The sequence below is a fragment of the Aminobacter niigataensis genome (assembly GCF_014200015.1).
GTDB lineage: Bacteria > Pseudomonadota > Alphaproteobacteria > Rhizobiales > Rhizobiaceae > Aminobacter > Aminobacter niigataensis.
In genome coordinates, this window is record NZ_JACHOT010000001.1 from 1242917 (window position 1) to 1266856 (window position 23940).

Sequence of the window (23940 nt, forward strand, 5' to 3'; positions counted from 1 at the left end):
GGAGGTCCACCCGCTTCGGATCGACCATAGGCGACCGCGACAAGCGCGTAATCAGAATTTTTCCAGATCCTGATGGCGCGCCTTGATTTCACGAACAGTCTTGGACGAGGAGCGCAGCACGATGGTGTGCGTGGTGATCGAGTCGCGTCCGAACTTCACGCCGGCAAGCAGGTTGCCGTCGGTGACGCCGGTTGCCGCAAACAGCACGTCGCCACGCGCCATTTCCTCGATCCGGTAGACCTTTTTAGGGTCTTCAATGCCCATGGTGGCGGCACGGGCGATCTTCTCCGGGCTGTCGAGCAGCAGCCTGCCTTGCATCTGGCCGCCAGTGCAACGCAATGCTGCGGCTGCCAGCACGCCCTCGGGCGCGCCGCCTGTGCCGAGATAGATGTCGATGCCGGTTTCTTCCGGGTCGGTGGTGTGAATCACGCCGGCAACATCGCCGTCGCCGATCAGGCGGATGGCGGCACCGGTGGCACGCACGGCATCGATCAGCTTGGCATGGCGCGGGCGGTCGAGGATGCAAGCGGTGATCTCTCCGACCGGCACGCCCTTGGCCTTGGCGACGCTGGCAATGTTTTCTGCCGGCGACGCATCGATGTCGATGACGCCATCGGGGTAGCCCGGGCCGACCGCGATCTTGTCCATATAGACGTCGGGCGCAAACAGCAGGCTGCCCTTTTCAGCAATGGCGATGACCGCCAGCGCGTTGGGCAGGTTCTTGGCGCAGATGGTGGTGCCTTCGAGCGGGTCGAGCGCGATGTCGACCTCGGGGCCACCAGCGCCGACTTCCTCGCCGATATAGAGCATCGGCGCTTCGTCGCGCTCGCCCTCGCCGATGACGACGGTGCCATCGATGGCGAGGCGGTTCAATTCCTGGCGCATGGCGTCGACGGCCACCTGGTCGGCAGCCTTCTCGTCGCCGCGTCCGCGCAGCCGGGCGGCAGCGACAGCCGCGCGTTCGGTGACGCGCACGAGTTCCATGGTGAGTATCCGGTCGAGGCCGGCAACAACGCTTTTCGCCATATCAGGGTCCTGGAGTCGATGAATTCGGAGCGCCCGAACCGGGCCGGCTCTTATTGTCAAACCCTTGTGACAACGGCAAGACCTGTAGCCCGCTTTATCGAAAGCGAAACAATATCAATCGATTGAAAGGGAGTTGAGGCTTGACTGCCCCGGCGAAGGCGCATTTCCGCCCTCGCCTGCGTCGCCAGCCTCAGCCGGCGCGCTCGATGCGGATGACCTGTGGCTTGTCGGTCAGGTGGCCGTCCTTGGTCACGCCGTCGACGGCCTTGCGCACGGCAGCTTCGGTGGTCTCGTGGGTCACCAGGATGACGGTCTTCTCCGATACGCCATCGGAACCGTTGGCGTGCTGGACGATCGATTCCAGTGAGATGTCGTTGTCGGCCATGCGCTTGGCGATCGCCGCGAAGACGCCTGTGCGGTCGTGCACGGTCAGGCGGATGAAATAACCGCCGGCGTGGCTGCGCATCTGCGCCTTCTTGTAGGGGCGCAGTTCCTTGGCCGGGCGGCCGAAGACCGGGCCGTGCTGGAAGCCGGGGCGGCTCTTGGCAATGTCGGCGATGTCGCCAACGACCGCTGAAGCCGTGGCATTGCCGCCGGCGCCGGGGCCGGAAAGCAGCAGTTCGCCCAGAATATCGGTCTCGATGGCAACCGCATTGGTCACGCCATGCACCTGGGCGATGACCGAAGCCGTCGGCACCATGGTCGGGTGCACGCGCTGCTCGATGCCGCTTTCGGTGCGCTGGGCAACGCCAAGCAGCTTGATGCGGTAGCCGAGTTCGCCTGCGGCGCGAATGTCTGCCTGGGTGATGTTCGAGATGCCCTCGAGATAGATGTCGTCGGAGGCAATCCGGGTGCCGAAAGCCAGGCTGGTCAGGATTGCCAGCTTGTGCGCCGTGTCGTTGCCCTCGATGTCGAAGGTCGGGTCGGCTTCGGCATAGCCCAGACGCTGCGCGTCCTTGAGGCACGCCTCGAAGGTCAGGCCTTCTGCTTCCATGCGGGTCAGGATGTAGTTGCAGGTGCCGTTCAGGATGCCGAAAACGCGGTTGACGCTGTTGCCGGCCATCGCCTCGCGCATCGTCTTGATGACCGGGATGCCGCCGGCCACCGCCGCCTCGTAGTTGAGCAGCACGCCCTTCTTTTCGGCGACCTCGGCGAGCGCCACACCATGCTTGGCGAGCAACGCCTTGTTGGCGGTCACGACGTGCCGGCCAGCGGCGAGCGCGGCAGACACGCAGGAACGCGCCGCACCTTCGTCGCCACCAATCAGTTCGACAAAGACATCGATGTCGGCCTTCTCGGCCAGTTCGATCGGATCGTCGAACCACTTGGCGCCACTCAGGTCGACGCCACGATCGCGCGAACGGTCACGCGCGGAGACAGCGGTGACGACGATTTCGCGGCCGCACTGGCGGGTGAGTTCGGCCGCCTTGTCGCGCAGCACGCGCGCCACCGAAGCACCGACCGTGCCGAGACCGGCAATTCCAACACGCAATGCTTCAGCCATGGTCGACGGCGCCTCTTACTTCAGTCGTTCTGGGAATGTTGTTCGTGGCGCCGCTCAGCGATGGGCTGCGAGCGGAACCACGTTGTTTGGATGCTTGGCGGTGGTTTGCAGGAAGCGCTTGATGCTTCGTGCCGCCTGGCGGATGCGGTGTTCGTTTTCGACCAGCGCAAGACGGACATAATCGTCGCCGTGCTCGCCGAAACCGACGCCCGGAGCCACGGCCACGTCGGCGTGCTCGATGAGCAGCTTGGAGAACTCTAGCGAACCGAGATGCTTGAACGGCTCGGGGATCGGCGCCCAGGCAAACATCGTCGCTGCCGGCGCCGGGATTTCCCAGCCGGCGCGGGCGAAGGAATCAACCATGACGTCGCGGCGCTTGTGATAGACCTCGCGCACCTCGGCAATGTCGGTGCCGTCGCCGTTGAGGGCCGCGGTCGCCGCCACTTGGATGGGCGTGAACGCACCATAATCGAGATAGGACTTCACGCGCGTCAGCGCCGCGATCAAGCGCTCGTTGCCGACGGCAAAGCCCATGCGCCAGCCCGGCATCGAGAAGGTCTTCGACATCGAGGTGAATTCGACCGTGACGTCGATCGCGCCCGGAACCTCAAGCACTGAAGGCGGCGGATTGCCGTCGAAATAGATCTCGGAATAGGCGAGGTCCGACAGGATGATGATGTCGTTCTTCTTGGCGAACGCGACCACGTCCTTGTAGAAATCGAGCGTCGCGACCTGTGCCGTCGGGTTCGAAGGGTAATTGAGGATCAGCGCCAGCGGCTTGGGGATCGAGTGACGCACGCCGCGCTCGAGCGCGGGAATGAAGCCGTCATCGGGCTTCGCCTGCAGCGAGCGGATGACGCCGCCCGACATGATGAAGCCGAAGGCATGGATCGGATAGGTCGGATCCGGGCACAGGACCACGTCGCCGGGGGCCGTGATCGCCTGCGCCATGTTGGCGAAGCCTTCCTTCGAGCCGAGCGTCGCCACGACCTGCGTGTCGGGGTTCAGCTTCACGCCGAAACGGCGGGCGTAATAATTGGCCTGGGCACGGCGCAGGCCGGGAATGCCGCGCGACGAAGAGTAGCGATGGGTGCGCGGGTCGCGGACCACTTCGCACAGCTTGTCGACGATCGCGGTCGGCGTCGGCAGGTCGGGATTGCCCATGCCAAGGTCGATGATGTCGGCGCCGCGCGATCGGGCGCTGGCCTTCAGCCGGTTGACCTGCTCGAAGACATAAGGCGGAAGGCGGCGGACCTTGTGAAATTCTTCCATGTCAGTTCCAGGTAAACGGGGGCTCGGCGATGCGTGCGCGATATACACTCAATTGCAGGCGGGGTCGATAGTCTCGCACTTGCCTTCGATGGCCTTCAGCGTGTCGTCGCCGTGCTTTCGGGCAAGCGTGGTCATCGCCGCCGAATTGCCGCTGCCGGCACCGGCCTTGGCACCTTGCCGCCGCTGCGCGGCGTGAAGTTGGGCGAGTTTTGCCGCCTTCTGCTCCTCGGTGAACTGGGGTGCCGCGGCCGTCGGCCGGATGTTGAGATTAGGATAAGTGCCGGTGTCCTGCGCACCGCGACCACCTGCAAGGGCGGGACCAGTGTCGGCGCTCGTCGTGCTGGTGCAGCCGCTGGCGACCACGGGCAAGGCCAGCAATCCCGCCGATACGACTAGGCGGGCGCAGAAAAAAATATGCCGACCAACACGATGTGTCATAAAGTTTCCCCGACAGGCGCGGTAGAGCGCGTTGGACCCGGTAAGACGTCGCATGATAGTATGTCAATAAAAGGCCCTTTGGGAGGACCTCGAAAGACCATGGCGAAGGTAGACGATTCGGACAAGCCGAGTGGCGATTCCCCCTCCTCCGTCGAGCAATACCTCGTCAAAGATCCCGAGCGCTTCGCGCTCAACATGGCCCGCATGATTGAACAGGCCGGCAAGGCCGCGTCCGCATGGGCCGAGCCGCGCGAGAAGGGCGAACTGCGCGACACCGTCGCCGAACCCATGACCGACATGGTCAAGACTTTCTCCAAGCTCACCGAATACTGGCTGTCGGACCCGCAACGCGCGCTCGAAGCGCAGACCAGGCTGTTCTCCGGCTATCTCGATGTCTGGAGCAAGTCGGTCCAGCGCATGGGCGGCGACGAGGTCGAAGATGCGGTCAAGCCGGAGCGCACCGACAAGCGCTTCCTCGACCCCGAATGGGGCCGCAACGCCTTCTTCGACTTCCTCAAGCAGGCCTATCTGGTCACTGCCCGCTGGGCAGGCGACCTTGTCGACCACGCCGACGGCCTCGACGAGCACACCCGCCACAAGGCCGGCTTCTATGTGAAGCAGGTCGCCAACGCGATTTCGCCGTCCAATTTCATCCTCACCAATCCGGAACTGTTCCGCGAGACGGTCGCCAGCAACGGCGAAAACCTGGTGCGCGGCATGAAGATGTTCGCCGAGGACATCGTGGCCGGCAAGGGCGACCTCAAGCTCAGGCAGGCCGACTATTCCGGCTTCGAGATCGGCAAGAACATCGCCACCACACCGGGCAAGGTGGTCGGCCGCAGCGACGTCGCCGAAATCATCCAGTATGCGCCGACAACCGACAAGGTGCTGAAGCGTCCGCTGCTGATCTGCCCGCCCTGGATCAACAAATTCTACATCCTCGATCTCAACCCGCAGAAATCCTTCATCCGCTGGGCCGTCGAGCAGGGCCACACCGTCTTCGTCATCTCCTGGATCAATCCCGACCAGCGCCACGGCCTGAAGGACTGGGAGGCCTATATCCGCGAGGGGCTGCAATACGGCCTCGACACGGTCGAACAGGCGACCGGCGAGCGCGAGGTCAACGCCATCGGCTATTGCGTCGGCGGCACGCTGCTGGCCGCGGCCCTGGCGCTTCTGGCGCAGGAGGGCGACCACCGCATCCGCTCGGTCACCTTCTTCACGACGCAGGTCGATTTCACCTACGCCGGCGACCTCAAGGTCTTCGTCGACGAAGACCAGATCGCCGCCCTCGAACGCGCGATGAAGGACAAGGGTTTTCTCGACGGCACCAAGATGGCGACCGCCTTCAACATGCTGCGTTCCGGCGACCTTATCTGGCCCTACGTCGTCAACAACTACATGCGCGGCAAGGACCCGCTGCCGTTCGACCTGCTCTACTGGAACGCGGATTCGACGCGCATGGCGGCAGCCAACCACTCCTTCTACCTGCGCAACTGCTATCTCGAGAACAACCTGTCGCAGGGCCGGATGGAGCTTGCCGGCCGAACCATCTCGCTCGCCGACATCACCATTCCCGTCTACAATCTGGCGGCCCGCGAGGATCACATCGCCCCTGCCCGCTCGGTCTTCCTCGGTTGCCAGTATTTCGGCGGCGATGTCGACTATGTCGTCGGCGGCTCGGGTCACATCGCCGGCGTGGTCAATCCCCCGGCCGCCGGCAAGTATCAATTCTGGTCGAGCGGCAAGCCAACGGGCGACTTCGACACATGGCTCAAGGGCGCCACCGAGACGCCCGGCTCGTGGTGGCCGCACTGGCACCGCTGGATCGAGGCCAAGGACGACAGGCGCGTCGACCCCCGCAAGCCCGGGATAAGCGGCCCGGTGCTGGAAGACGCGCCCGGCAGCTATGTGAAGGTCCGCGTGTAACCTGCTGTAATGCGTGGTGAGTTGACGCCCTTAACAAAGGGGGCGAGAACATGGCGCCTATCATGATCTCGCCTTAATTGGCGCATAGCCCGACACTGGGGAGATCATTGCAAGTGATCGGGTGCCGTTTCTTGTTCAGAAACGTGGTTGCGTAAACGTACGATTTTCATCGCCAAACGTGATCTTTGGCCTGCAGTGCATGAGAGGGGACCAGCTTGAGGTCAGGACGACTGCGATTCGCAGACCGGCGATGCGGCGTTGCGCTGACCGTCCTGGTTTCGCTGCTGGCCGTATCCTGCTCCTCGACGGGCGAGCCCAATCTCGAGCTCGCAAACCCCGCACTCACCGCTGATGCAACCGGCCAGGCTGCCGGGACCGACGCGGCCGCGACGCCTGGTACGGCGCCCGCCACCGCCAATCTGGCCATGAACGCCGAGGGCAACGCCGCCCTGCCCGACCAGGTCGGTTATGTTCCCCTTGCCAAGCCAGGCGGAGAAACGCCGGCCGAAGCTGCCCTTGCCAGCGAAGAAGCTGCGCAGGCGCCCGTCGCGGCAGCGGCGGCCGCCCAGCAACCGGCGACCGAGCAACAGCCGGTTCAAGCTGCCGAAGCCCATGCCGCCAAGCCGCCGGCGCAACAAGACACCGGCTTCTATCTGACCAACGGCCCTGCCCCCCAGCAGGCCGAGCAGCCCAAGAAGAAGGGCTTCCTTGCCTCCCTCTTTGGCTCTTCGCCGGCGAAGGCCGCGCCGGCCGAGCAAAAGGCAAAGCCGTTGATCGCGACGGCCGCCACCGCTCCGTCGCCGGAACCCGTGGAAGCCAAGGCCAAGCCGATCATCACGCTTGCCTCGGCAAAGTCGGATGCCAAGCCGGTCGAACTGGCCTCGCTCGGTGGCGGCGGCGATTCGAACTGGGCGCTGCCCGGCGTGCGCCAGACCGACCTATTCGAGATCAAGCGCAAGTCGGGCATCGACGACGACAGCGACGTCGACCTGCACGAGGACGAGGACCCCGGCCTGGAAGTGGCATCCGCCGCCGGCATGGCGCGTCTTGCTCCCAACGGATTGCTCAAGCAGACCGAGAGCGTCGACGTCGCCTGTCTGAAGCCGTCGCTTGTGCGCATCCTCAAGGCGGCCGAGCAGCACTACGGCAAGAAGATGATTGTGACGTCTGGCTACCGCAACGCCGAGCGCAATCGCCGCGCACGCGGCGCCAAGAACTCGCAGCACATGTATTGCGCTGCCGCCGACATCCAGATCCCAGGCGTCGGCAAGTGGGAACTGGCCACTTTCCTGCGGGCGATGCCCGGTCGCGGCGGCGTCGGCACCTACTGCCACACCAATTCCGTGCACATCGATGTCGGACCGGAACGCGAATGGAACTGGCGCTGCGGCCGCCGCCGTGGATAAGCCAAAAAAATTTCGCGACGCAGCAAAAAGACGGGTTGCCTGTCGCGAACAAGCCAACTATACACCGCCTCACCTGAGCGCGCCCATCGTCTAGCGGTTAGGACACCGCCCTTTCACGGCGGTAACAGGGGTTCGATTCCCCTTGGGCGTACCAGGTTTTCCAACCACTTAGCTGATCCATTCGACGCCGTTCAGATGACGGTCACATGAGCATTTCATGGGACCGATTTCCGGCCAGCCTTTGGCTGTCTGTCACTTCGCAGACTGTCGGGGACGACTCGTAGAGAACGCTACTCGATGCTCTTGCGTCGAGCGGCAATGGCGCGTTCGGTGAAAGAAGGCTCAGCGGGCGCGTCAGTATCTGTGCTTGATCGTACTTGTGACCACGGGGTCCAGGTTTCGGTCACCGTTGCCGGATAGCGCCACCAGCACACCAAGACCGATGGCAATAGGCGCAAAGAGCAGCGTCACATTTGCCAGGCACTTCAGTGGAGCCCACCGGTCGGAGGTGATTTTCCGTTCGTCATCCATCGGGCAATCCTGAGTCGGCTGTTTCACTCCCGTCGGTAGTTGCCCCATTTGGCGCGATTAAGCCCCATCCACCGGGTCTTCCGGACATGGTTAAGGATGCGCTAAGCGCCCTCGGGCGCCGCTCCCGTTCGCGACAGACGAGAGATGAACAGCCTCGACCTTGCCGTTGTCCTTTCACGGCTAGGCGCTTGGTGCGCTTGCGCCTACAGTCTCAACCACCTCCGTGAGGCTCCGGCATCTGACCGGAGCAATGTCCGCAAGTGGAAGCGCGAATCGATGCCTGCCATGAAAGCCACTGTCGTTCTTGTTGCCTGCCTGGCCGTGTCCTCATGCGGCATGGCGAAAGCCGCAAGGCAAACCGGTCAGACGTTCGACAAATACGGCTGCCTGGCGCGGGATTTCAAAGGCCAACCCTCGTGCGACGCGGCTGACAGCGCAACACCCAAGCCATGACGGAACCTGACGGCCGGCCTACCAGCACAGCGCGCTCTACTTCGCGGCGCGGCGCCTGGTTGCCTTGCCCGTGGCGGCGGTTGTCGAGGCGTCTTTCAGACCAGCTTCGATAAGCTCTCCCGTGCGGCGATAGTGTTCGGCAAGGAGCTTGACCGCGCCCTCGCCGTCCCGCTGCAACGCGGCTTTCATGAGCGCCGAGTGCTCTTCCATCAGATTGCGCGGCCGCGCCCGCAACTCATCCGACAGCACCGGCCGGCGATATCGCTCCGTCCTAGTGTAGAGCTGCGCCGCTATGTCGAGCAATGCCGCCGAGCCGCAGGCCGAGATCAGCGCGTGGTGGAAGCTCTGATGCCGATCCTCCAGGGCCTGGTCGAAGGCGCCGTCGACTTGCGTCGGCTGCGATTCGTGCCTGGCGACGGCCTTGCCGAAAGCATGAAACGAGGCCACCACCCGCGCCTCCCAGTCGTCGGTGCCCAGGCTGACGGCCCGCCGCAGCGCCTCCGATTCGACCAGGATGCGGATGCCGATCACATCCCACATCTCGTCCAGCGACACCCCCGCGACGCGAAATCCGCGCAGCGAAGCCAACTCGGCTAGCCGATCGCTGCTCAGCCGCGTCAGCGCCTCGCGCAAAGGAGAAAAGCTGAGGCCATAGCGGTCGCGTAGCACGGCAAGGCGCAGCGGCGCGCCGGCGGGGAAAACGCCGTTGAGAATATCGTCGCGGATCAGCCGATAGGCGCGATCGGCAAGCGATCCTTCGGGGACGGCGAACTCTGACTCGGACACGGGGCTTTGTCTCGAATAGCGATAGACATGGCAGACCTCGGCCAATCTACCGGCTTACAGATTTTGTGCAATGTGCAAGATTTTATAAAATATGTTGACGCAGGCCGACGGCCATCTATGTTGCGGGCGAACGAAATCGGGACGGAGGGCGCCATGTCGGCGACCGCTTCGTCGCCAACAAACAGAGGTGAAAACATGCGTTTGGTTACCTATCGCAGCAGTGTGACTGCGGCAGCGCGTCTCGGCGCGCTCGTCAACGACCTGGTCGTCGACCTGCAGGCGCTTGCGGCCTACTACGACCTGGAACTGCCAAGCGACATGCTGGAATTCATCGACCTTGGCCCCGCTGCGCTCGATACCGCGCGCAAGATCATCGAGGATTCGACCGATGACTGGCCGGTCGGCACCGTCTTCTACGCCGCCAACGTCAAGCTGCTGGCCCCGATCCCGCGCCCGCGCAAGAACATCTTCGGCATCGGCCTGAACTATGTCGAGCACATCGCCGAATCGGCGCACATGCTCGAAAACGCCGCAAACCTGCCAAACGAGCCAGTCATCTTCTCGAAGCCCCCGACCACGGTGTGTGGCCCCGGCGACGCCATCGAGCACAATGCCAAGCTCACCCAGCAGCTTGACTGGGAAGTGGAACTGGCCGTGGTCATCGGCCAGCGCGCCAAGCGCGTTTCGGAAGAAGACGCGCTGGACCACGTCTTCGGCTACAGCGTCATGATCGACGTGTCCGCCCGCGACTGCCGCCGCGCCGGCCAGTGGATCGTCTCCAAGGGCCAGGACACCTACGCTCCCTTCGGCCCCTGCATCGTCACCGCCGACGAGATCGCCGATCCGCACGCGCTCGATCTCTGGCTCACCGTCAACGGCGTCACCAAGCAGAAGTCGAACACGCAGCACATGCTGTTCAAGGTTCCCTACCTGATCTCTGACATCAGCCAGGGCATCGCGCTCGAACCCGGCGACATCATCGCCACCGGCACCCCGGAAGGCGTTGGCGCGGGGCGCACGCCCAAGGAATGGCTGTGGCCGGGCGACGTCGTCGAAGCAGGCGTCGATGGCATCGGGCGCCTGCGTTGCCCGGTCGTCGCCGTCTAAACGTCCAGATGCGCGGAGCCGCCTCGTCGAGAGGCGGCTTCCATCATCGTCCCCAGCTTTTCTCCAAGAGCATGCTCAGCATCGACCGCAGATCGCGATGCGTCGAAAGCAAGAACCTTTGTCGTCTGATGGAGCAGGAAAGATTGCAAAGGCCGCAGGCGTGAGTTTGCGGGGGCGAGCACAGGCAATGTGCCGCTTAACTCGCCTTCCCTGGCATCCGGCGATTGCGCCGACGCCTAGGACTTGATCGCCGACAGGCGGTTCCTCAGGTCGAGAAGATCGAGCGTGCAGGCACCGTTGCGGATGGCCTCGCGCAATGCCACCTCCTTGGCTTCGCGCTGACGCGCCGCAGCAATCGCGTCGGCGACATCTGCCCGACGCACGACGACGAGACCGTCCTCGTCGCCCAGGATGGCGTCTCCCGGTGCGACGGGCTCTCCGGCAAGGCTGATCGGCCGGCCAATGCTGCCCGGCTTGTTCTTCGTCGTGCCCTTGATGCACAGGCCGCGCGCAAAAACCGGGAAATTCATCTGCCTGATGGTCGTTGCGTCCCGGACGCAGCCGTCGATGACCAAGCCACGGATACCCCTGGCAAGGCACGCTTCCGCAAGCAGGTCGCCGAAGGGACCATCGTCAAGCGCCCCCTGGTGATCCACGACCAGCACATCGCCGGGCCGCGCCACGGCGATCGCAGCATGGATCATCAGGTTGTCGCCGGCCGGACAATGCACGGTCAGGGCGGAGCCACAGATGCGCATTGCCGGATCAAGCGGTTTCAGGGCGCCGGACACCGCGCCGCGCTGCCCGTTTGCCTCGTGGATCGTCGCCGAAGAGAACGCGGCGAGTTCTTCCAGGAGGGATGGAACGGGCCGCTCGTAGTCAGCATCCATGATCGCGCCCTCGTCGCGTTTGTTACGCCGCGGCCGAGCCGATGCGGATCGTCAGCGGTTCCAGTCCGGCAATGGTGCCGACCAGTTCGTCACCGGGTCCGACGGGCCCAACGCCGTGGGGCGTGCCGGTCAGGATGACGTCGCCGGCGTGGAGCTCGAAATAGGTCGAGAGGTTGGCGATGATTTCCGGCACCTTCCAGATCAGCAGGCTGATGTCGGAGTCCTGCCTGGCCTCGCCATTGACGGTGAGCTTGATGTTGCCCGAGGAGACGTGCCCCACCTTCTCCACCGGCGTGATCGGGCCGCAGGGGCAGGACTGGTCGAACGACTTGGCGATTTCCCATGGCCTGCCGCTGCCCTGGATGTCGCGGCGCGTCATGTCGAACCCGACGCCATAGCCATAGACATGATCGAGCGCTTCGGATTCGGGAATGTTGTAGCCGCCCGATTTCAACACGACCGCCAGTTCCATCTCGTGGTGGAAGTCCTTGGTCATGGTGGCGTAATGGATCGTCGCCCCATCCTGGACGATTGCGTCGGTCGGCTTCTGGAAAAAGATCGGCGGATCGCGATCCTCGTTGCCACCCATCTCGCGCACGTGGGCAACGTAGTTGCGTCCGACGCAATAGATGCGGCGAACCGGAAACCGCTCCGCCTTGCCCACAACCGGCAGCGATACCTGCTGCGGTGCCTCGACTACGTACCCATTGGCCATATTGGCTCCTCCCTGTTGAACGACTTACGTAGAGCACACAAACGCGCGCCTCGCAGCAAAAATGTATGATTTTTTCCTGCTGGCATTTTTATGCATTCAAAATTCGAACAGCGCTAGACTATGGAGTTTCTGAAATTGCATCAGACCCTGCGAATTCTTGGTGCAACATCACGCGAGATTAGGTCAATCCCCGCGAAAATACCCATCAAAGGCTGGAGAAGGTCCGTCGACGCCCCCTTCAACCCGGACCTTTCATACAGGCGCAGAAATCTAGGAAATATGTTTTTGACAGATATTCCGAAAAATGTAGATTGTTGGAAGGCGTTGTTGACGGAACAAATCCGCGCAGCCGCCACGGGAGGAATAGCTTATGAAAATGGGTCCGGAACTACACCGTAGCGCCACGGTGGCGTTGACTTTGGTTTTCGCCTCGGTCGCTGGCGCAACCGGAAGCGCGTATGCCCAGGAGACCAAGGTCACGATCGTCGTGCCCAATCCCTCGGCCATCAACAATTTCCCGCTGCATGTCGCGATCGGAGAAGGCTACTTCAAGGAACAGGGCCTTGACGTCACTGTGGAGGCGGTGAACGGCTCGGCTTCGGTGCTTCAGTCAATGGCGGCTGGCCAGGCCCAGATCGGCAATCCAGGCCCCGGCCCGCTGCTCGGCGCCCGCGCCCGCGGCGAAGACGTCGTCTTCATCTACAACCAGTTCCCGAAGTCGATCTTCGGCCTCGTCGTCAAAGAGGAATCGGCGATCAAGACGCCAACCGACCTCAAGGGCACGACGGTCGGCGTCGGCACGGCCGATGGCGCTGAAGTCGGCTTCAGCCGGGCCATCCTGTCCAAGGTCGGCCTGGCAGAAGGCAATGACTACAAGTTCCTCGCCGTCGGCGACGGCGGCACGGCGGCTGCGGCATTCCTGAACAACGAAGTCGAATCCTACGCGGCGGCCGTGAGCGACGCGGCGATCATCGGTGCGCGCGGCATCCCGTTGCGCGAGATCACGCCTGAGGAATTCCTCTCCTTCTTCGGCAATGGCTGGGCCGTCACCCGCAGCTATCTCGATACCAATCCGAAGGTCATCGAAGGTTTCGGCAAGGCGCTGGTCAAGGCAACGAAGTTCGGGCTGGACCCGGCCAACAAGGACGCCGTGCTCGCCCATGCCGCGGTCGGCAATCCGCAGGAAGCCGAGGATCCGAAGTTTGCGGCGGCACTTCTGACCGCCATCCAGGATCGCGTCACGCCACTCGATGTCTCCACCGGCTACGGCTACCAGCCGCCGGAGCACTGGAAGATGTGGCATGAAAGCCAGGTGGCAACGGGCGCCCTGTCCAAGCCCCTGGACGACCTGAACGCGGCCTACACGAATGATTTCGTGAAGGCCTGGAACGAATGAACGCACCTCAGCGATCCGCATTCGATGGGGCCGGCCTGGCAGGCCGGCCCGTATACGAGCTCAGGGGCGTCGCAAAAAGCTATGCGCGGCGCTCGATCCACGCGCTCGACCGGGTCGACCTGACCTTGACCGAGGGGAGCTTTTCCTCGGTCATCGGCCCCTCCGGCTGCGGCAAGTCCACGTTGCTCAAGATCATGGCGGGCGTGCTGCCGCCGACCGAAGGCAGCGTCTATCTCGAGGGCACACCGGTCACCGGCACGCGCCGGGACATCGGCATGATGTTCCAGCAGGCGACATTGTTCCCGTGGCGCACGACGCTCGAGAACATCGTCCTGCCGATCGAGATCCGCGACGGCAAGAAGGCGGCGCGAGCCATGCACGACGAGGCGCGGGCCTTGCTCGACCTTGTCGGACTGAAGGGGTTCGATGCCGTGCGGCCGAACGAACTGTCCGGCGGCATGGCCCAGCGCGCGGCAATCTGCCGGATGCTGATCACCAAGCCCGCAGTGCTGTTGCTCGACGAGCCATTCAGTGCGCTCGACGAACTGTCCCGCGACTTCATGAACATGGAGTTGCAGCGTATCTGCATGGAACGCAACGCCACCGCGTTCCTGGTCACCCACTCCATTCCCGAAGCGGTGATCCTGTCCGACACCGTCTATGTCATGTCGCCGCGGCCCGGAAGCTTCGTCGAGGCGATCAAGATCGACCTGCCGCGGCCAAGGACGCTCGACATGATGACCGATCCGAAATTCGGCGAGTATGTGCGCCGCATTCGCGCTCGGCTCGACAAGGGAGCATTCCTGTAATGACCGCTATCGACAATACGGATCAGCGCCCGGAAACGATCTGGAGCGAACATGTCTCCTTCATGGACAGAATCCCGCGCACGATCGCCATGGCCGGACTGCTGGTCGGCTTCGTCGCCCTGTGGCAGCTGATCTATACGATCGGGGTCGTCTCGCCGATCATCCTTCCCGGGCCGTGGGAGACCGGTGCCGACATCGTCTTCGTCGGCAAGAACCTGCTCTCGGGCGGCTATATGCTGACGGCGTTGTGGATCACCATCAAGGAGGTGATCTTCGGATTCGCCATTGCCATCACGATCGGCTTCCTGCTTGGCGTTCTTGTCGGCGAGACGACGTTCGGCGAACGTGCCGTGCTGCCTTACCTAGTTGCCATCGACACGATGCCGAAGGTTGCCTTCGCGCCGCTGTTTCTTGCCTGGCTTGGCTTTGGCATTGCCTCGAAAGTGGCGCTTGCCGCGTTCATCGCAACGTTCCCGATCGTGGTCGGAACGGCAGCGGGGCTCTACGTGGCCGACGAAAACGCGCGCATGCTGTTCAAGACCATGGGAGCCAGCCGCTTCCAGACGCTGTTCAAGATGAAATTGCCGCTGGGCCTGCCGCAGATATTCACCGGACTGAAGATCGCCGCGGTCGGCGTGATGGCAGGCGCCATCACGGGCGAGTTTCTTGGCGGCGGCAAGGGTTTTGGCGAACTCATCCGCGTCGCCTCCTCCCAGCTCAACACGCCGAGGGTGTTTTCGCTGATCATTTTCCTCAGTCTCCTGGGACTGACACTGTTTTGGTCGGTGGTGTGGCTGGAGAAGAAGCTGGTTTTCTGGCACAAATCCAGCGTGAGCGGAGGCATCGGCACGTGAGGCTTGGCGATAGATTGGGCAACCCATGACACTGGTCGATCAGGCTCTCGCCGAGTCGAAGACTGGCGAAGGCAGCCGTGCCGAAAAAGTGACGACGGCGACCTTCGTCTACCAGCACCTGCGCCGGGACATCCTCAAGGGCGAGTTGAAGCCCGGCCAGAAGCTGCAGATCGACCAGGTCGCGGCACGTTATTCGGCCGGCACCAATCCGGTGCGCGAGGCGCTCAACCGGCTGTCGTCCGAGCGCCTCGTCGATCGCCACGAGCAGCGCGGCTTCTCGGTGCCGCAGCTGTCGCTCGAAAGCCTACGCGAACTGGTCAAGACGCGCTGCTGGCTTGAAGCGAAGGCGCTGGAGGAGTCCATCGCCAACCGGACGCAGGCGTGGGAGGACAATGTCATCCTCACCTATCACCGCCTGTCACGCACCAAGGTCCGGCTGCCGGAGGACGGCGGCGACAACTCCGAATGGGAAATCAAGCATCGCGCCTTCCACAACGCGCTGATTGCCGCCTGCGGCTCCTCGCTGCTGATCAACTACTGCAACGAGATGATGGATCACGCCGAGCGGTACAGGTACATTTCCATGATCATCGCGACGACGCCGCGTCGCGATTCCAACGAAGAACATCGCCTCATCATGGAGGCGACGATCGACGGCAATGTCGAGCTGGCGAAAGAGCATCTGGTCAGCCAGTACCAGACGACGCTGCGGCTTCTGGAAGAACAGCTCGAAATAGTCGGGGCGGCGTAGCGCGCGACGACCGCAATGGCGAGATCGCTGTCCAGGCACTTTACGAGCCTCGCCTGAGCCCCTACTCCGACTGCAACATTGCCCGGCAGCGGAAGGAAGAATCATGTCCGACGACGTCATCGTGAAAGACAGCAACGGCGCCCAGCTCAACGACGGCGACTCCGTTACCCTGATCAAGGACCTGAAGGTCAAGGGAACCTCCGAGACCATCAAGCGCGGCACTTTGGTCAAGAACATCCGCCTGACCGGGAACTCCGGCGAGGTCGAATGCAACACCAAGCAGGTCAAAGGACTGGTGTTGAAAACCGAGTTCCTCAAGAAGGCTTGACCCGCCCGCGCAACAGGCGCGTCAACGCGGTTTTAAGCTCTCGGGTCCAGACTCGGCGCATGGGTGGATTCGCGCTTCCAAAACTGAGATGGCTGGTGCTTGGCGCGCTTGCGGCGGGCGGCTGGGCCATGACCCAGGACATGCCCAGCAAGGCGCGGATCGACGACCGCCCCGCGAGGGCGGCAAGCCGGCCCAAGAACGACGCCACCCCCCGCAGGGAAACGGCCACAGTACGACCCAAGGCGAGTGTTGGCTCAGCTTCCGAAACCAATGTCGTGCGGCCGAAAGCCGATGTCGCAAGGCGCGAAGCCAAGGCCGCGCCCAAGCCAAGCCAGCAGAAGCTGGCCGCGGCACAGCGCCCGAAGGTCGAACCATCTGCTGGCAAGCCCGCTGCCCTGAAGAAGCCGGCGCAATCCGAATCCACCCTGCGGCCGCCTGCCGACCTCAAGACCGGCTCGATCTCGCGGGCCCCGACGCCCATGCCACGCCCCAGGCCCTCGCCTGAGGCAACGGCCGCGAAAGCTGTGGCGGCCAAACCGAAGGCCGAGGCCGCACCCCAGCTCAACGTGCTCTACACCAGTACGACGGTCTATCTGCGCCAGCGCCCGCATGTCTCGGCGCCCGTCACCTCCAGCCTGAAGCAGGGCGAAAGCGTCCGCGTCTTTGCCCGCGACGGCAAATGGACGCTTGTCTCATCCTCCGGCCGCAAGGGCTGGGTCCACGGCGAAAACCTGCGGCCGGCCGATCCAGGCGCGCCACGGCCCAAGCAACAACTCGCGCAACCGGGATAGACGGTCCTACCCGGCTGACAAGGCAATTTTCGCCGCCCAAATGGCGCATATCGCTGCGGTTTGGGCTTTGCGGGTTGAAACCGAACGCATCCGGTGCCAAATCTGCGGAAATGGCTCGCACGCGCTGCGGGCAGCCCAGACATACCCGGCAGAGGTCAATGGTCAGCTATCTCGACGCCGCCACGGCGCCCCTCAGGAATACAGGCCAGATCCGCCTCTACGGCGCGGACGCCTTCGAAGGCATGCGCAAGGCCTGCGCGCTCACCGCCCGATGCCTGGACGAACTGGTCGACCGCGTGGCGCCCGGCGTCACCACCGAAGCCATCGACCGTTTCGTCTTCGAATTCGGCATGGACCATGGCGCAATGCCCGCCACGCTCAACTACCGCGGCTACACCAAGTCGAGTTGCACCTCGATCAACCACGTCGTCTGCCACGGCATTCCCGACAACAAGCCGCTCAAGGATGGCGACATCGTCAATATCGACGTGACCTACATCCTCGACGGCTGGCACGGTGATTCAAGCCGCATGTACCCGGTGGGCACCGTCAAGCGCGCCGCCGAGCGCCTGCTCGAAGTCACGCATGAATGCCTGATGCGCGGCATTGCCGCCGTACGCCCCGGCGCGCGCACCGGTGCCATCGGCGCCGCCATCCAGACCTATGCCGAGGCCGAGCGCTGCTCTGTGGTGCGCGACTTCTGCGGCCATGGCGTGGGCGCCCTTTTCCATGATGCGCCGAACATCCTGCACTACGGCAACGTCAACGAAGGCGTCGAGATGCGGGAAGGCATGATCTTCACCATCGAGCCGATGATCAATCTCGGCCGGCCGCATGTGAAGGTGCTGTCCGACGGCTGGACGGCAGTCACCCGCGACCGCTCCTTGTCGGCGCAATACGAGCACACCATCGGCGTGACGGCCAACGGCTGCGAGATCTTCACGCTGTCGCCCAAGGGGCTCGACCGGCCGGGCCTGCCCGCATAATATCGCATCGCCGGAGACACTCCGGCGGGGGCGACATCGGCGGCATGGCGAGCGACGAGCACGACGAGCGCGGTTTCTTCGGCGAGCGGCCTCTGCCGACGATCAAGCGCGCGGCCGCTCAGGAAAAGCCCCACTATCTCGGCCATCGCGACAGGCTGCGCGAGCGGTTTTCAGCCACGGGCGGCGAGGCGCTTGCAGACTACGAACTGCTCGAGCTGCTTCTGTTCAGGCTGATCCCGCGCTCGGATACCAAGCCGGTGGCCAAGGCCTTGCTCACCCGTTTCGGTACCCTTGCCGAAGTTCTCGGCGCCCCCGCCAATCTCTTGCAGGAAGTCAAAGGCATCGGGCCGTCGGTCGCGCTCGACCTCAAGGTGGTGGCGGCCGCGGCCAGGCGCCTGGCACGCGGCGAGATCAGCGGCCGCGAAGTGCTGTCATCATGGAACCAGGTGCTCGACTATTGCCGGGCGGCGATGGCCTTCGAGGCGCGCGAGCACTTCCGCATCCTGTTCCTCGACAAGAAGAACGTCCTGATCGCCGACGAGGTGCAGCAGACCGGCACCGTCGACCACACACCCGTCTATCCGCGTGAAGTGATCAAGCGCGCGCTGGAGCTTTCGGCAACCGCGCTCATTCTCGTCCACAACCATCCTTCCGGCGACCCGACGCCGTCGCGTGCCGACATCGACATGACCAGGACCATCATCGACACCGCCAAGCCACTCGGCATCGCGGTGCATGACCACATCATCATCGGCAAGAACGGTTTTGCCAGCATGAAGGGGTTGCTGCTCATCTGACCCGATGGCCGGTCGCCCAGGCGGCGCCCTGCACCATCAGGAATCAAAAAGGCCGCCGGATCGCTCCAGCGGCATTTTCGTTTCGTCTAAGGGACGGCGCCTTATTCGGCGTCGGCTTCCTTGGCCTTCTTCTTCGGAGCGGCCTTCTTCTTGGGCTCTTCGCCCTCAGCCTTGTCGGCCTTCTTGGCCGAAGCCTTCTTCGCCGGCTTTTCCGATGCCTCGTCCTCGTCGTCGGCGAGCAGCTCTTCCTTGCTCACCTTCTTGTCGGTGACGGTGATCTGCGACAGCAGGTGATCGACGACCTTCTCCTCGAACAGCGGCGCGCGCAGGTTGACCAGCGCCGACGGGTTGTTGCGGTAGAAGTCGAACACTTCCTGCTGCTGGCTGCCCGGGTAGCGGCGAACCGTGTCGAACAGGCCGCGCTGCAGCTCTTCGTCGTTGACCGTCACGCCAGCCTTTTCGCCGATCTCGGCCAGAACCAGGCCGAGGCGCACGCGACGCTCGGCAAGACGCTGATATTCGGCGCGGGCTTCTTCTTCAGTCGTCTCTTCGTCGGCGAAGGTACGGCCGGCGATCTCGAGATCGCGGGTCACCTGGCTCCAGATGTTGCCGAATTCGGCTTCGACGAGCTTGGAGGGCGCCTCGAACTGATACGAACCGTCGAGCTGGTCGAGCAGCTGGCGCTTGACCTTCTGGCGCGTCATGGCGCCGAACTGGTTCTCGATCTGGCCGCGAACGATGTCACGCAGCTTCTCCAGCGATTCCAGGCCGAGGTTCTTGGCAGTCTCGTCATTGACCTCGAGCTTGCCGGGAGCCGCGACTTCCTTGACGGTGACGTCGAAGGTCGCTTCCTTGCCGGCCAGATGGCTGGCCTGATAGTTTTCCGGGAAAGTCACGGTGACGAGCTTCTCGTCGCCGGCCTTGGCACCGACCAGCTGGTCCTCGAAGCCGGGGATGAATTCCTTGGAACCGAGCACCAGCGGCTGGTCGCCACCCGTGCCGCCATCGAAGGCAACGCCGTCGATCTTGCCGACGTAGTCGATGGTGACGCGGTCGCCTTCGGCCGCCTTGCCGGTCTTCGGCTCATAGGAACGCGCCGATTCGGCTACGCGGTTGACCTGCTCGTCGATTTCGCTTTCCGGGACGTCATAGACCGGGCGCGACACCTTGATGTCGGAGAAGTCCTTGATCTCGATCGCCGGGATGACTTCGTAGCTCAGCGAGAACTCGAAATCGGCGCCGCCCTCGAGGATCTTCTCGGCTTCCTTCTCGTCCTCGGTCATCACCACGTCCGGCTGCATCGCAGCCTTTTCGCCGCGGTCGGAAATGATCGTGCGGGTCGAGTCGGTCAGGATCTCATTGACAACCTCGGCCATGAAGGACTTGCCGTAAACCTTGCGCAGGTGCTGCATCGGCACCTTGCCCGGACGGAAGCCGTTGATGCGGACCTTGTCCTTGGCAGCCGAAAGCCGCTTCACGAGACGGGCTTCCATGTCGCCGGCAGGAACCGAGACCTTGATCTCGCGCTTGAGGCCGGAGTTGAGCGTTTCGGTGACCTGCATCATCAAACCTTTGTTTTACGTATGGCGCGGCTTGGACGGCTCCCTGCCGTTCCGCCTGCCGGAATTCGTTTGCCGGGGGTGGCTTCAAGTTCGCAAATCGGCATCCAAGGTCCGCCATATGCGGTCCGTTCGTTCCGCCGTCGTCCGAAGATTACGATAAGCTGTTGTTTTTCTGACTTCTTATCGCATCCTGCAGAGACGGGCCTTTGCGTCCCATCTTATTCGACAGGCCTTTTGTCACAGGCGGGGCCAATTTTCAACTATCTTCGCGGTTTCTCCCGGTCGAGGTGATTTCCGCTCCGAGATTGACAGAATGATGGCAGCATGGGATTGGCGTTCGCATGCGGATGTGGCGGAACTGGTAGACGCCCTGGATTTAGGTTCCAGTGCCGAGAGGCGTGTAGGTTCGACTCCTATCATCCGCACCACATCCCCTCCTGTAAGCTGTTTTTATTACACAATTTTCCGAGCTTGTGGCACCGTTTGGGGCGCATTCTGTGGCACAAAGCGCGCAATAAATAACAACCTACGGCTTGTCGTGGAACAGCCTTGCCGGATCGGGATGGCTCTCAAGGATTTGCAGGTAGGCGTCTTCGAGAGCCATCATTGCCGCTAGCCGGCTTTCGCAGCGATCAGCACCGCGTGCCCCGCCCCACGCCGGGAACCATCGCCAGTACCTTTCGCCCTTGATGCTGTCCGCATAGATGCGCCCTACCCGGCGTTCTCCGTCGAAAGCGCTGTAGTCCTCGCGCTCGGGATCATCGTCCCATGTACGACGCCACTGTGCGCTCGGACGATTGCTTCCGTCTGCCATCACTCTTCTTTCCAGATCGGAACGCGCTTGATCTGAATGGCGACAAGCCGGCGGATCTTCCTGCCGACCATCTCCCGCGAGCCCGAAAAGATACGCTCGACATGGAGGAGCCCGTGGCCGCCTGTAACACTCTCGCAGGTCATCCGGCCAGCAAGGGAATCGACGTCGACATCGCCGAAAAGCTGCATAAGGTCTGTCGCGTAATAGACATGGGCACGCTTGCAATAGGCGCACCGGACCTCGACGAGCTCGCGGGCATCGTTCAGCTTGGACAGCGGATAGGGCTTCGACTTGTTGGGCGCGGGCATGAGAACGAAATAGGAACAAACTCCTTGCGGAGTCAATTCACATCACGCTAACCTATGGGCATGAGCGACGAACAATCCACCGCCCCGTACAAGGCGCCATCAGGCCTCTACGTGCATTGGTGCGAGCACCCGGGCTGCAAAAAGGATGGCAGCCGGGGTTTTGCCGTCGGCAAGCAGGCGCCGCACTGGTTTTGCTATGAGCACAAGGCCGAGGGCGAGAGGTACATTTCCTAGGAGGCTTCGATGCGCCTTTTTCTCGACATTCCCGGCGCCGCGCCGGCGGACCTTGCCCGTGGCGTAGCGGCGGCCCAGGCGATCCTCGACATGTACGGAGTAACGCCTGAACAGGGCGCAAGCTCAAGATGGAAGGTAGAACACGCGCACGAACCCTACTACTCCCTGGAGGACGGCGAGAGCTTGGAACCCACCATGGAAGACGAGAAGGTCGCCGCAATCTGGTACAGAGCGGAGGCAGCGGCGGTAAAGGCATGCGGCAAAGACCCGGCTCCATATGACCCCGATGATCATCCCGGTCCACTAGGGTGCAGCCGCGATTGACGTCACCCGCACGCCACGGCAGTCTCGAAACCCATGTGCAACCTCTACAATTTCTCCTCATCGCAAGATGAATTGCGTGCCCTGACCAAGGTGCTCGACGACATCGCCGGCAACCTTGAACCGTCGATTGACGTCTATCCCGGCCGCAATGGGCCTGTAGTGCGCAACTTCGAAGGGCGCCGGCAGCTCGCCATGCTCAACTGGGGTATGCCGACGGCTTCTAACGTACAATTCCAGGCGACCAAGGCCCGTGCGGCAAAGCTTGAGGCGAAAGGGCAGGCTGTCGATTTCAAGGCGCTGCTGGGAAAGGAGCCCGACAAGGGTGTGACCAACATCCGGCGGACGGACAGCAAGCACTGGGCTCCCCATCTCGGCGTCGAGAGCAGGTGCGTGGTGCCGTTCACCAGCTTCGCAGAGCCAAGCCCAGTCGAAGGCGATAAGGACCCCCTCACGGGCCGGCATCGCAATTTCTGGTTTGCGCTCAACGAAAGCCAGCCGCTCGCCGTTTTCGCCGGGTTATGGACGCATTGGCGCGGCGCACGCACCATTCGTGATGGCGTCCTCGACTGGGAAGTCTACGCCTTCCTGACCACGAGCCCGAACACTGTCGTCGCCCCTATCCACGAAAAGGCGATGCCCGTCATCCTGACGACGACGGACGAAATTGAAACATGGCTGGCGGCGCCTTGGTCAGAGGCGAGCAAGCTGCAGCGTCCGCTGCCTGACGATATGCTGACGATTGTGGATCTGCCACCGAGCCAACTCATTTCACCTCAGTCCCAGGCCTCGTTGATCTAGGAGACAGCTCGAATGTCGAATACCGGTCACGTCGTCCCTCAGCAGAAGATGCCGAAGCTGATCGTCGTCGCAGCATTCAATCGCGACGACGAAGGTGACCTGAAGCCCGCATTCGATCCTCGTCAGATGCAAAGTGAGGACGCTGCCGTTCGCCTGGCCAAAATGATCGAGAGCCAGCACGCCGGCGTCATCGCATGGTCACGAGAAGCAAATCCCGCCATTGGCGAGTACGGCGAACCGACGATACTCTACCGGGCAGGCGAAGTGCCCGACATGGAGTGAGGACAAAATCACATTGGTAGCTGGGCTGTCCGGCGAGATGATCGAACATGATGTGGTTCTGGCCGGCTGTAAGTATAAGAGAGATCGCGAGCGGTCACACTTACAACGTGAAGACGGTCGAGGTCGCTGTCGAGCAGATGGAAACCTGGCCACTGCCAGAGAACGGCAAGCGCGGCCCAAAATGGCGGAAAGCCTACAAGGTCTGTTTCGACGCTCTGGAAGGCATGGCCGAGGCCAACACTGCCGGGAAGGCTTTCGAAGCTGCGGCGAAGGAGGCCGGAGTGCTGCGGAACAACTCCCCTTGAAATCCGCCATCTCCTGAATACGCTACAACCATGAGCACCCGCATCGACTTCGCCGACGAGCTGGAAAGCGCATCGAACCGGATAGCGGACATCAGCCGGGCCGATCTGCAGATCATGTTGCGCCGGGCAGCGCTCAGGCTACGCAACGTCGAAGGCATTGTGCTTGAGCCCGATGTCAACGAGGCAATCGACGCGCTCGCATACGATCTCAAGATGAACAGGAAAGACCTGATCCGCGTCATCATCCGCGAATGGCTGGAGAAAGGCGCATATCTGCCGGTGCGTATTGAGGACGACGAGCCATGAGCCCCGTCCTTTTCTCGATTGCCGCGATTGCCATCTCGGCTTTCGCAATCTGGCATCGGTCAGTGGTCGGCTGGATCGTCGCGGCCGGCGCCAATGTCGCGGCGATGTGGCTCATGTGGCCGACGCTCTGAGACGCTCGCGGAATAGCCCGCCCGCGCAAACCCGCGCACCAATGAAAAAAAGCCGGCCACCGGTCCGCCGACAGGCCTAGAGGTTGAGATCTGTAGCCGGAAAGGTC

Annotated in this window: 28 protein-coding genes and 2 tRNA genes; 19 read left to right on the plus strand and 11 right to left on the minus strand. The window is 62.9% G+C overall.

The window, feature by feature from the left end; genetic code table 11:
• Positions 1-51: 51 nt before the first annotated feature.
• The 4 genes from glpX to GGQ99_RS06210 form a co-directional block, all read right to left on the minus strand.
• Positions 52-1026 carry a class II fructose-bisphosphatase gene (glpX, locus tag GGQ99_RS06195; RefSeq protein WP_108608267.1) on the minus strand — a complete coding sequence of 325 codons (975 nt, stop codon included), beginning with the start codon at positions 1024-1026 and terminating at the stop codon, positions 52-54.
• Positions 1027-1216: 190 nt separating this feature from the next.
• Complete coding sequence (locus GGQ99_RS06200) at positions 1217-2530, minus strand: homoserine dehydrogenase (RefSeq protein WP_108608268.1); 1314 nt, start codon at positions 2528-2530, stop codon at positions 1217-1219.
• Between the two features lie 54 nt (positions 2531-2584).
• A complete protein-coding gene (locus tag GGQ99_RS06205) occupies positions 2585-3802 on the minus strand; it encodes an LL-diaminopimelate aminotransferase (RefSeq protein ID WP_108608269.1) in 1218 nt (405 codons plus the stop codon).
• A gap of 48 nt (positions 3803-3850) precedes the next feature.
• Positions 3851-4165: a hypothetical protein gene (locus GGQ99_RS06210; RefSeq protein ID WP_343061704.1), complete on the minus strand. Its 315-nt coding sequence runs from the start codon at positions 4163-4165 to the stop codon at positions 3851-3853.
• A 174-nt stretch (positions 4166-4339) separates the two neighbouring features.
• Between GGQ99_RS06210 and GGQ99_RS06215 the strand changes: the two genes are divergently transcribed.
• The 3 genes from GGQ99_RS06215 to GGQ99_RS06225 all read left to right on the plus strand — a co-directional run bounded on the left by GGQ99_RS06215 (position 4340) and on the right by GGQ99_RS06225 (position 7729).
• Complete coding sequence (locus tag GGQ99_RS06215; protein ID WP_108608271.1) at positions 4340-6169, plus strand: PHA/PHB synthase family protein; 1830 nt, start codon at positions 4340-4342, stop codon at positions 6167-6169.
• A 215-nt stretch (positions 6170-6384) separates the two neighbouring features.
• Positions 6385-7575 (plus strand): YcbK family protein, encoded by a 1191-nt coding sequence (locus GGQ99_RS06220; protein WP_183261369.1) that lies wholly within the window; start codon positions 6385-6387, stop codon positions 7573-7575.
• A 79-nt stretch (positions 7576-7654) separates the two neighbouring features.
• Positions 7655-7729: transfer RNA gene (locus GGQ99_RS06225), tRNA-Glu, on the plus strand.
• A gap of 200 nt (positions 7730-7929) precedes the next feature.
• Here GGQ99_RS06225 and GGQ99_RS06230 read toward each other — a convergent pair.
• Positions 7930-8106 carry a hypothetical protein gene (locus tag GGQ99_RS06230; RefSeq protein ID WP_183261371.1) on the minus strand — a complete coding sequence of 59 codons (177 nt, stop codon included), beginning with the start codon at positions 8104-8106 and terminating at the stop codon, positions 7930-7932.
• 489 nt (positions 8107-8595) lie between these two features.
• Positions 8596-9390 carry a GntR family transcriptional regulator gene (locus GGQ99_RS06235; RefSeq protein WP_210307743.1) on the minus strand — a complete coding sequence of 265 codons (795 nt, stop codon included), beginning with the start codon at positions 9388-9390 and terminating at the stop codon, positions 8596-8598.
• Between the two features lie 150 nt (positions 9391-9540).
• Between GGQ99_RS06235 and GGQ99_RS06240 the strand changes: the two genes are divergently transcribed.
• Positions 9541-10452, plus strand: a complete 912-nt coding sequence (locus GGQ99_RS06240) for a fumarylacetoacetate hydrolase family protein (protein WP_183261373.1) — start codon at positions 9541-9543, stop codon at positions 10450-10452.
• Between the two features lie 236 nt (positions 10453-10688).
• Here GGQ99_RS06240 and GGQ99_RS06245 read toward each other — a convergent pair whose 3' ends face one another.
• Both GGQ99_RS06245 and GGQ99_RS06250 read right to left on the minus strand, forming a co-directional pair.
• Positions 10689-11342 (minus strand): 4-carboxy-4-hydroxy-2-oxoadipate aldolase/oxaloacetate decarboxylase, encoded by a 654-nt coding sequence (locus tag GGQ99_RS06245; RefSeq protein ID WP_183261374.1) that lies wholly within the window; start codon positions 11340-11342, stop codon positions 10689-10691.
• A gap of 22 nt (positions 11343-11364) precedes the next feature.
• Positions 11365-12057, minus strand: coding sequence for a fumarylacetoacetate hydrolase family protein (locus GGQ99_RS06250; RefSeq protein ID WP_183261376.1), 693 nt, complete (start codon positions 12055-12057; stop codon positions 11365-11367).
• A gap of 370 nt (positions 12058-12427) precedes the next feature.
• On the opposite strand from GGQ99_RS06250, the gene GGQ99_RS06255 reads away from it, so the two are divergent.
• From GGQ99_RS06255 to radC, 8 genes are all read left to right on the plus strand, one after another.
• Entirely contained in the window at positions 12428-13453 is a 1026-nt protein-coding gene (locus tag GGQ99_RS06255) for an ABC transporter substrate-binding protein (RefSeq protein ID WP_183261378.1), read from the plus strand.
• Positions 13450-14262, plus strand: a complete 813-nt coding sequence (locus tag GGQ99_RS06260) for an ABC transporter ATP-binding protein (RefSeq protein WP_108608281.1) — start codon at positions 13450-13452, stop codon at positions 14260-14262. The genes GGQ99_RS06255 and GGQ99_RS06260 overlap by 4 nt, the downstream gene beginning before the upstream one ends.
• Entirely contained in the window at positions 14262-15116 is an 855-nt protein-coding gene (locus GGQ99_RS06265) for an ABC transporter permease (protein ID WP_108608282.1), read from the plus strand. The genes GGQ99_RS06260 and GGQ99_RS06265 overlap by 1 nt, the downstream gene beginning before the upstream one ends.
• A gap of 25 nt (positions 15117-15141) precedes the next feature.
• Entirely contained in the window at positions 15142-15867 is a 726-nt protein-coding gene (locus GGQ99_RS06270) for a GntR family transcriptional regulator (protein ID WP_183261379.1), read from the plus strand.
• Positions 15868-15970: 103 nt separating this feature from the next.
• Positions 15971-16195 (plus strand): alkylphosphonate utilization protein, encoded by a 225-nt coding sequence (locus GGQ99_RS06275; protein WP_108608284.1) that lies wholly within the window; start codon positions 15971-15973, stop codon positions 16193-16195.
• A gap of 59 nt (positions 16196-16254) precedes the next feature.
• Complete coding sequence (locus tag GGQ99_RS06280) at positions 16255-16986, plus strand: SH3 domain-containing protein (RefSeq protein ID WP_183261381.1); 732 nt, start codon at positions 16255-16257, stop codon at positions 16984-16986.
• A gap of 158 nt (positions 16987-17144) precedes the next feature.
• Complete coding sequence (map, locus tag GGQ99_RS06285) at positions 17145-17972, plus strand: type I methionyl aminopeptidase (protein ID WP_108608286.1); 828 nt, start codon at positions 17145-17147, stop codon at positions 17970-17972.
• A 44-nt stretch (positions 17973-18016) separates the two neighbouring features.
• On the plus strand, positions 18017-18769 hold the full coding sequence (gene radC / locus GGQ99_RS06290) for a RadC family protein (protein WP_183261383.1): 753 nt from the start codon (positions 18017-18019) through the stop codon (positions 18767-18769).
• Positions 18770-18870: 101 nt separating this feature from the next.
• Here radC and tig read toward each other — a convergent pair whose 3' ends face one another.
• The gene (gene tig, locus GGQ99_RS06295) at positions 18871-20331 is read right to left on the minus strand and encodes a trigger factor (RefSeq protein ID WP_108609920.1); all 1461 of its coding nucleotides are present in this window, start codon (positions 20329-20331) and stop codon (positions 18871-18873) included.
• Positions 20332-20674: 343 nt separating this feature from the next.
• Between tig and GGQ99_RS06300 the strand changes: the two genes are divergently transcribed.
• Positions 20675-20759, plus strand: a tRNA-Leu gene (locus tag GGQ99_RS06300).
• Positions 20760-20857: 98 nt separating this feature from the next.
• On the opposite strand, the gene GGQ99_RS06305 is transcribed toward GGQ99_RS06300, so the two are convergent.
• Both GGQ99_RS06305 and GGQ99_RS06310 read right to left on the minus strand, forming a co-directional pair.
• Positions 20858-21145, minus strand: a complete 288-nt coding sequence (locus tag GGQ99_RS06305; protein WP_183261384.1) for a hypothetical protein — start codon at positions 21143-21145, stop codon at positions 20858-20860.
• Positions 21145-21453, minus strand: coding sequence for a hypothetical protein (locus GGQ99_RS06310; RefSeq protein ID WP_183261387.1), 309 nt, complete (start codon positions 21451-21453; stop codon positions 21145-21147). The genes GGQ99_RS06305 and GGQ99_RS06310 overlap by 1 nt, the downstream gene beginning before the upstream one ends.
• Positions 21454-21696: 243 nt before the next feature.
• Between GGQ99_RS06310 and GGQ99_RS06315 the strand changes: the two genes are divergently transcribed.
• The 6 genes from GGQ99_RS06315 to GGQ99_RS26290 are packed head-to-tail and all read left to right on the plus strand — an operon-like array spanning position 21697 to position 23833.
• Positions 21697-22011, plus strand: a complete 315-nt coding sequence (locus tag GGQ99_RS06315) for a hypothetical protein (protein WP_183261388.1) — start codon at positions 21697-21699, stop codon at positions 22009-22011.
• 33 nt (positions 22012-22044) lie between these two features.
• Entirely contained in the window at positions 22045-22809 is a 765-nt protein-coding gene (locus tag GGQ99_RS06320) for an SOS response-associated peptidase (RefSeq protein ID WP_183261390.1), read from the plus strand.
• Between the two features lie 12 nt (positions 22810-22821).
• Positions 22822-23091 carry a hypothetical protein gene (locus GGQ99_RS06325; RefSeq protein ID WP_183261392.1) on the plus strand — a complete coding sequence of 90 codons (270 nt, stop codon included), beginning with the start codon at positions 22822-22824 and terminating at the stop codon, positions 23089-23091.
• 47 nt (positions 23092-23138) lie between these two features.
• The gene (locus GGQ99_RS06330; protein ID WP_183261394.1) at positions 23139-23396 is read left to right on the plus strand and encodes a DUF982 domain-containing protein; all 258 of its coding nucleotides are present in this window, start codon (positions 23139-23141) and stop codon (positions 23394-23396) included.
• A 30-nt stretch (positions 23397-23426) separates the two neighbouring features.
• Positions 23427-23702: a ribbon-helix-helix protein, CopG family gene (locus GGQ99_RS06335; protein WP_183261396.1), complete on the plus strand. Its 276-nt coding sequence runs from the start codon at positions 23427-23429 to the stop codon at positions 23700-23702.
• On the plus strand, positions 23699-23833 hold the full coding sequence (locus GGQ99_RS26290; RefSeq protein WP_281379873.1) for a hypothetical protein: 135 nt from the start codon (positions 23699-23701) through the stop codon (positions 23831-23833). Before GGQ99_RS06335 ends, GGQ99_RS26290 begins: the two co-directional genes overlap by 4 nt.
• Positions 23834-23940: the final 107 nt, after the last annotated feature.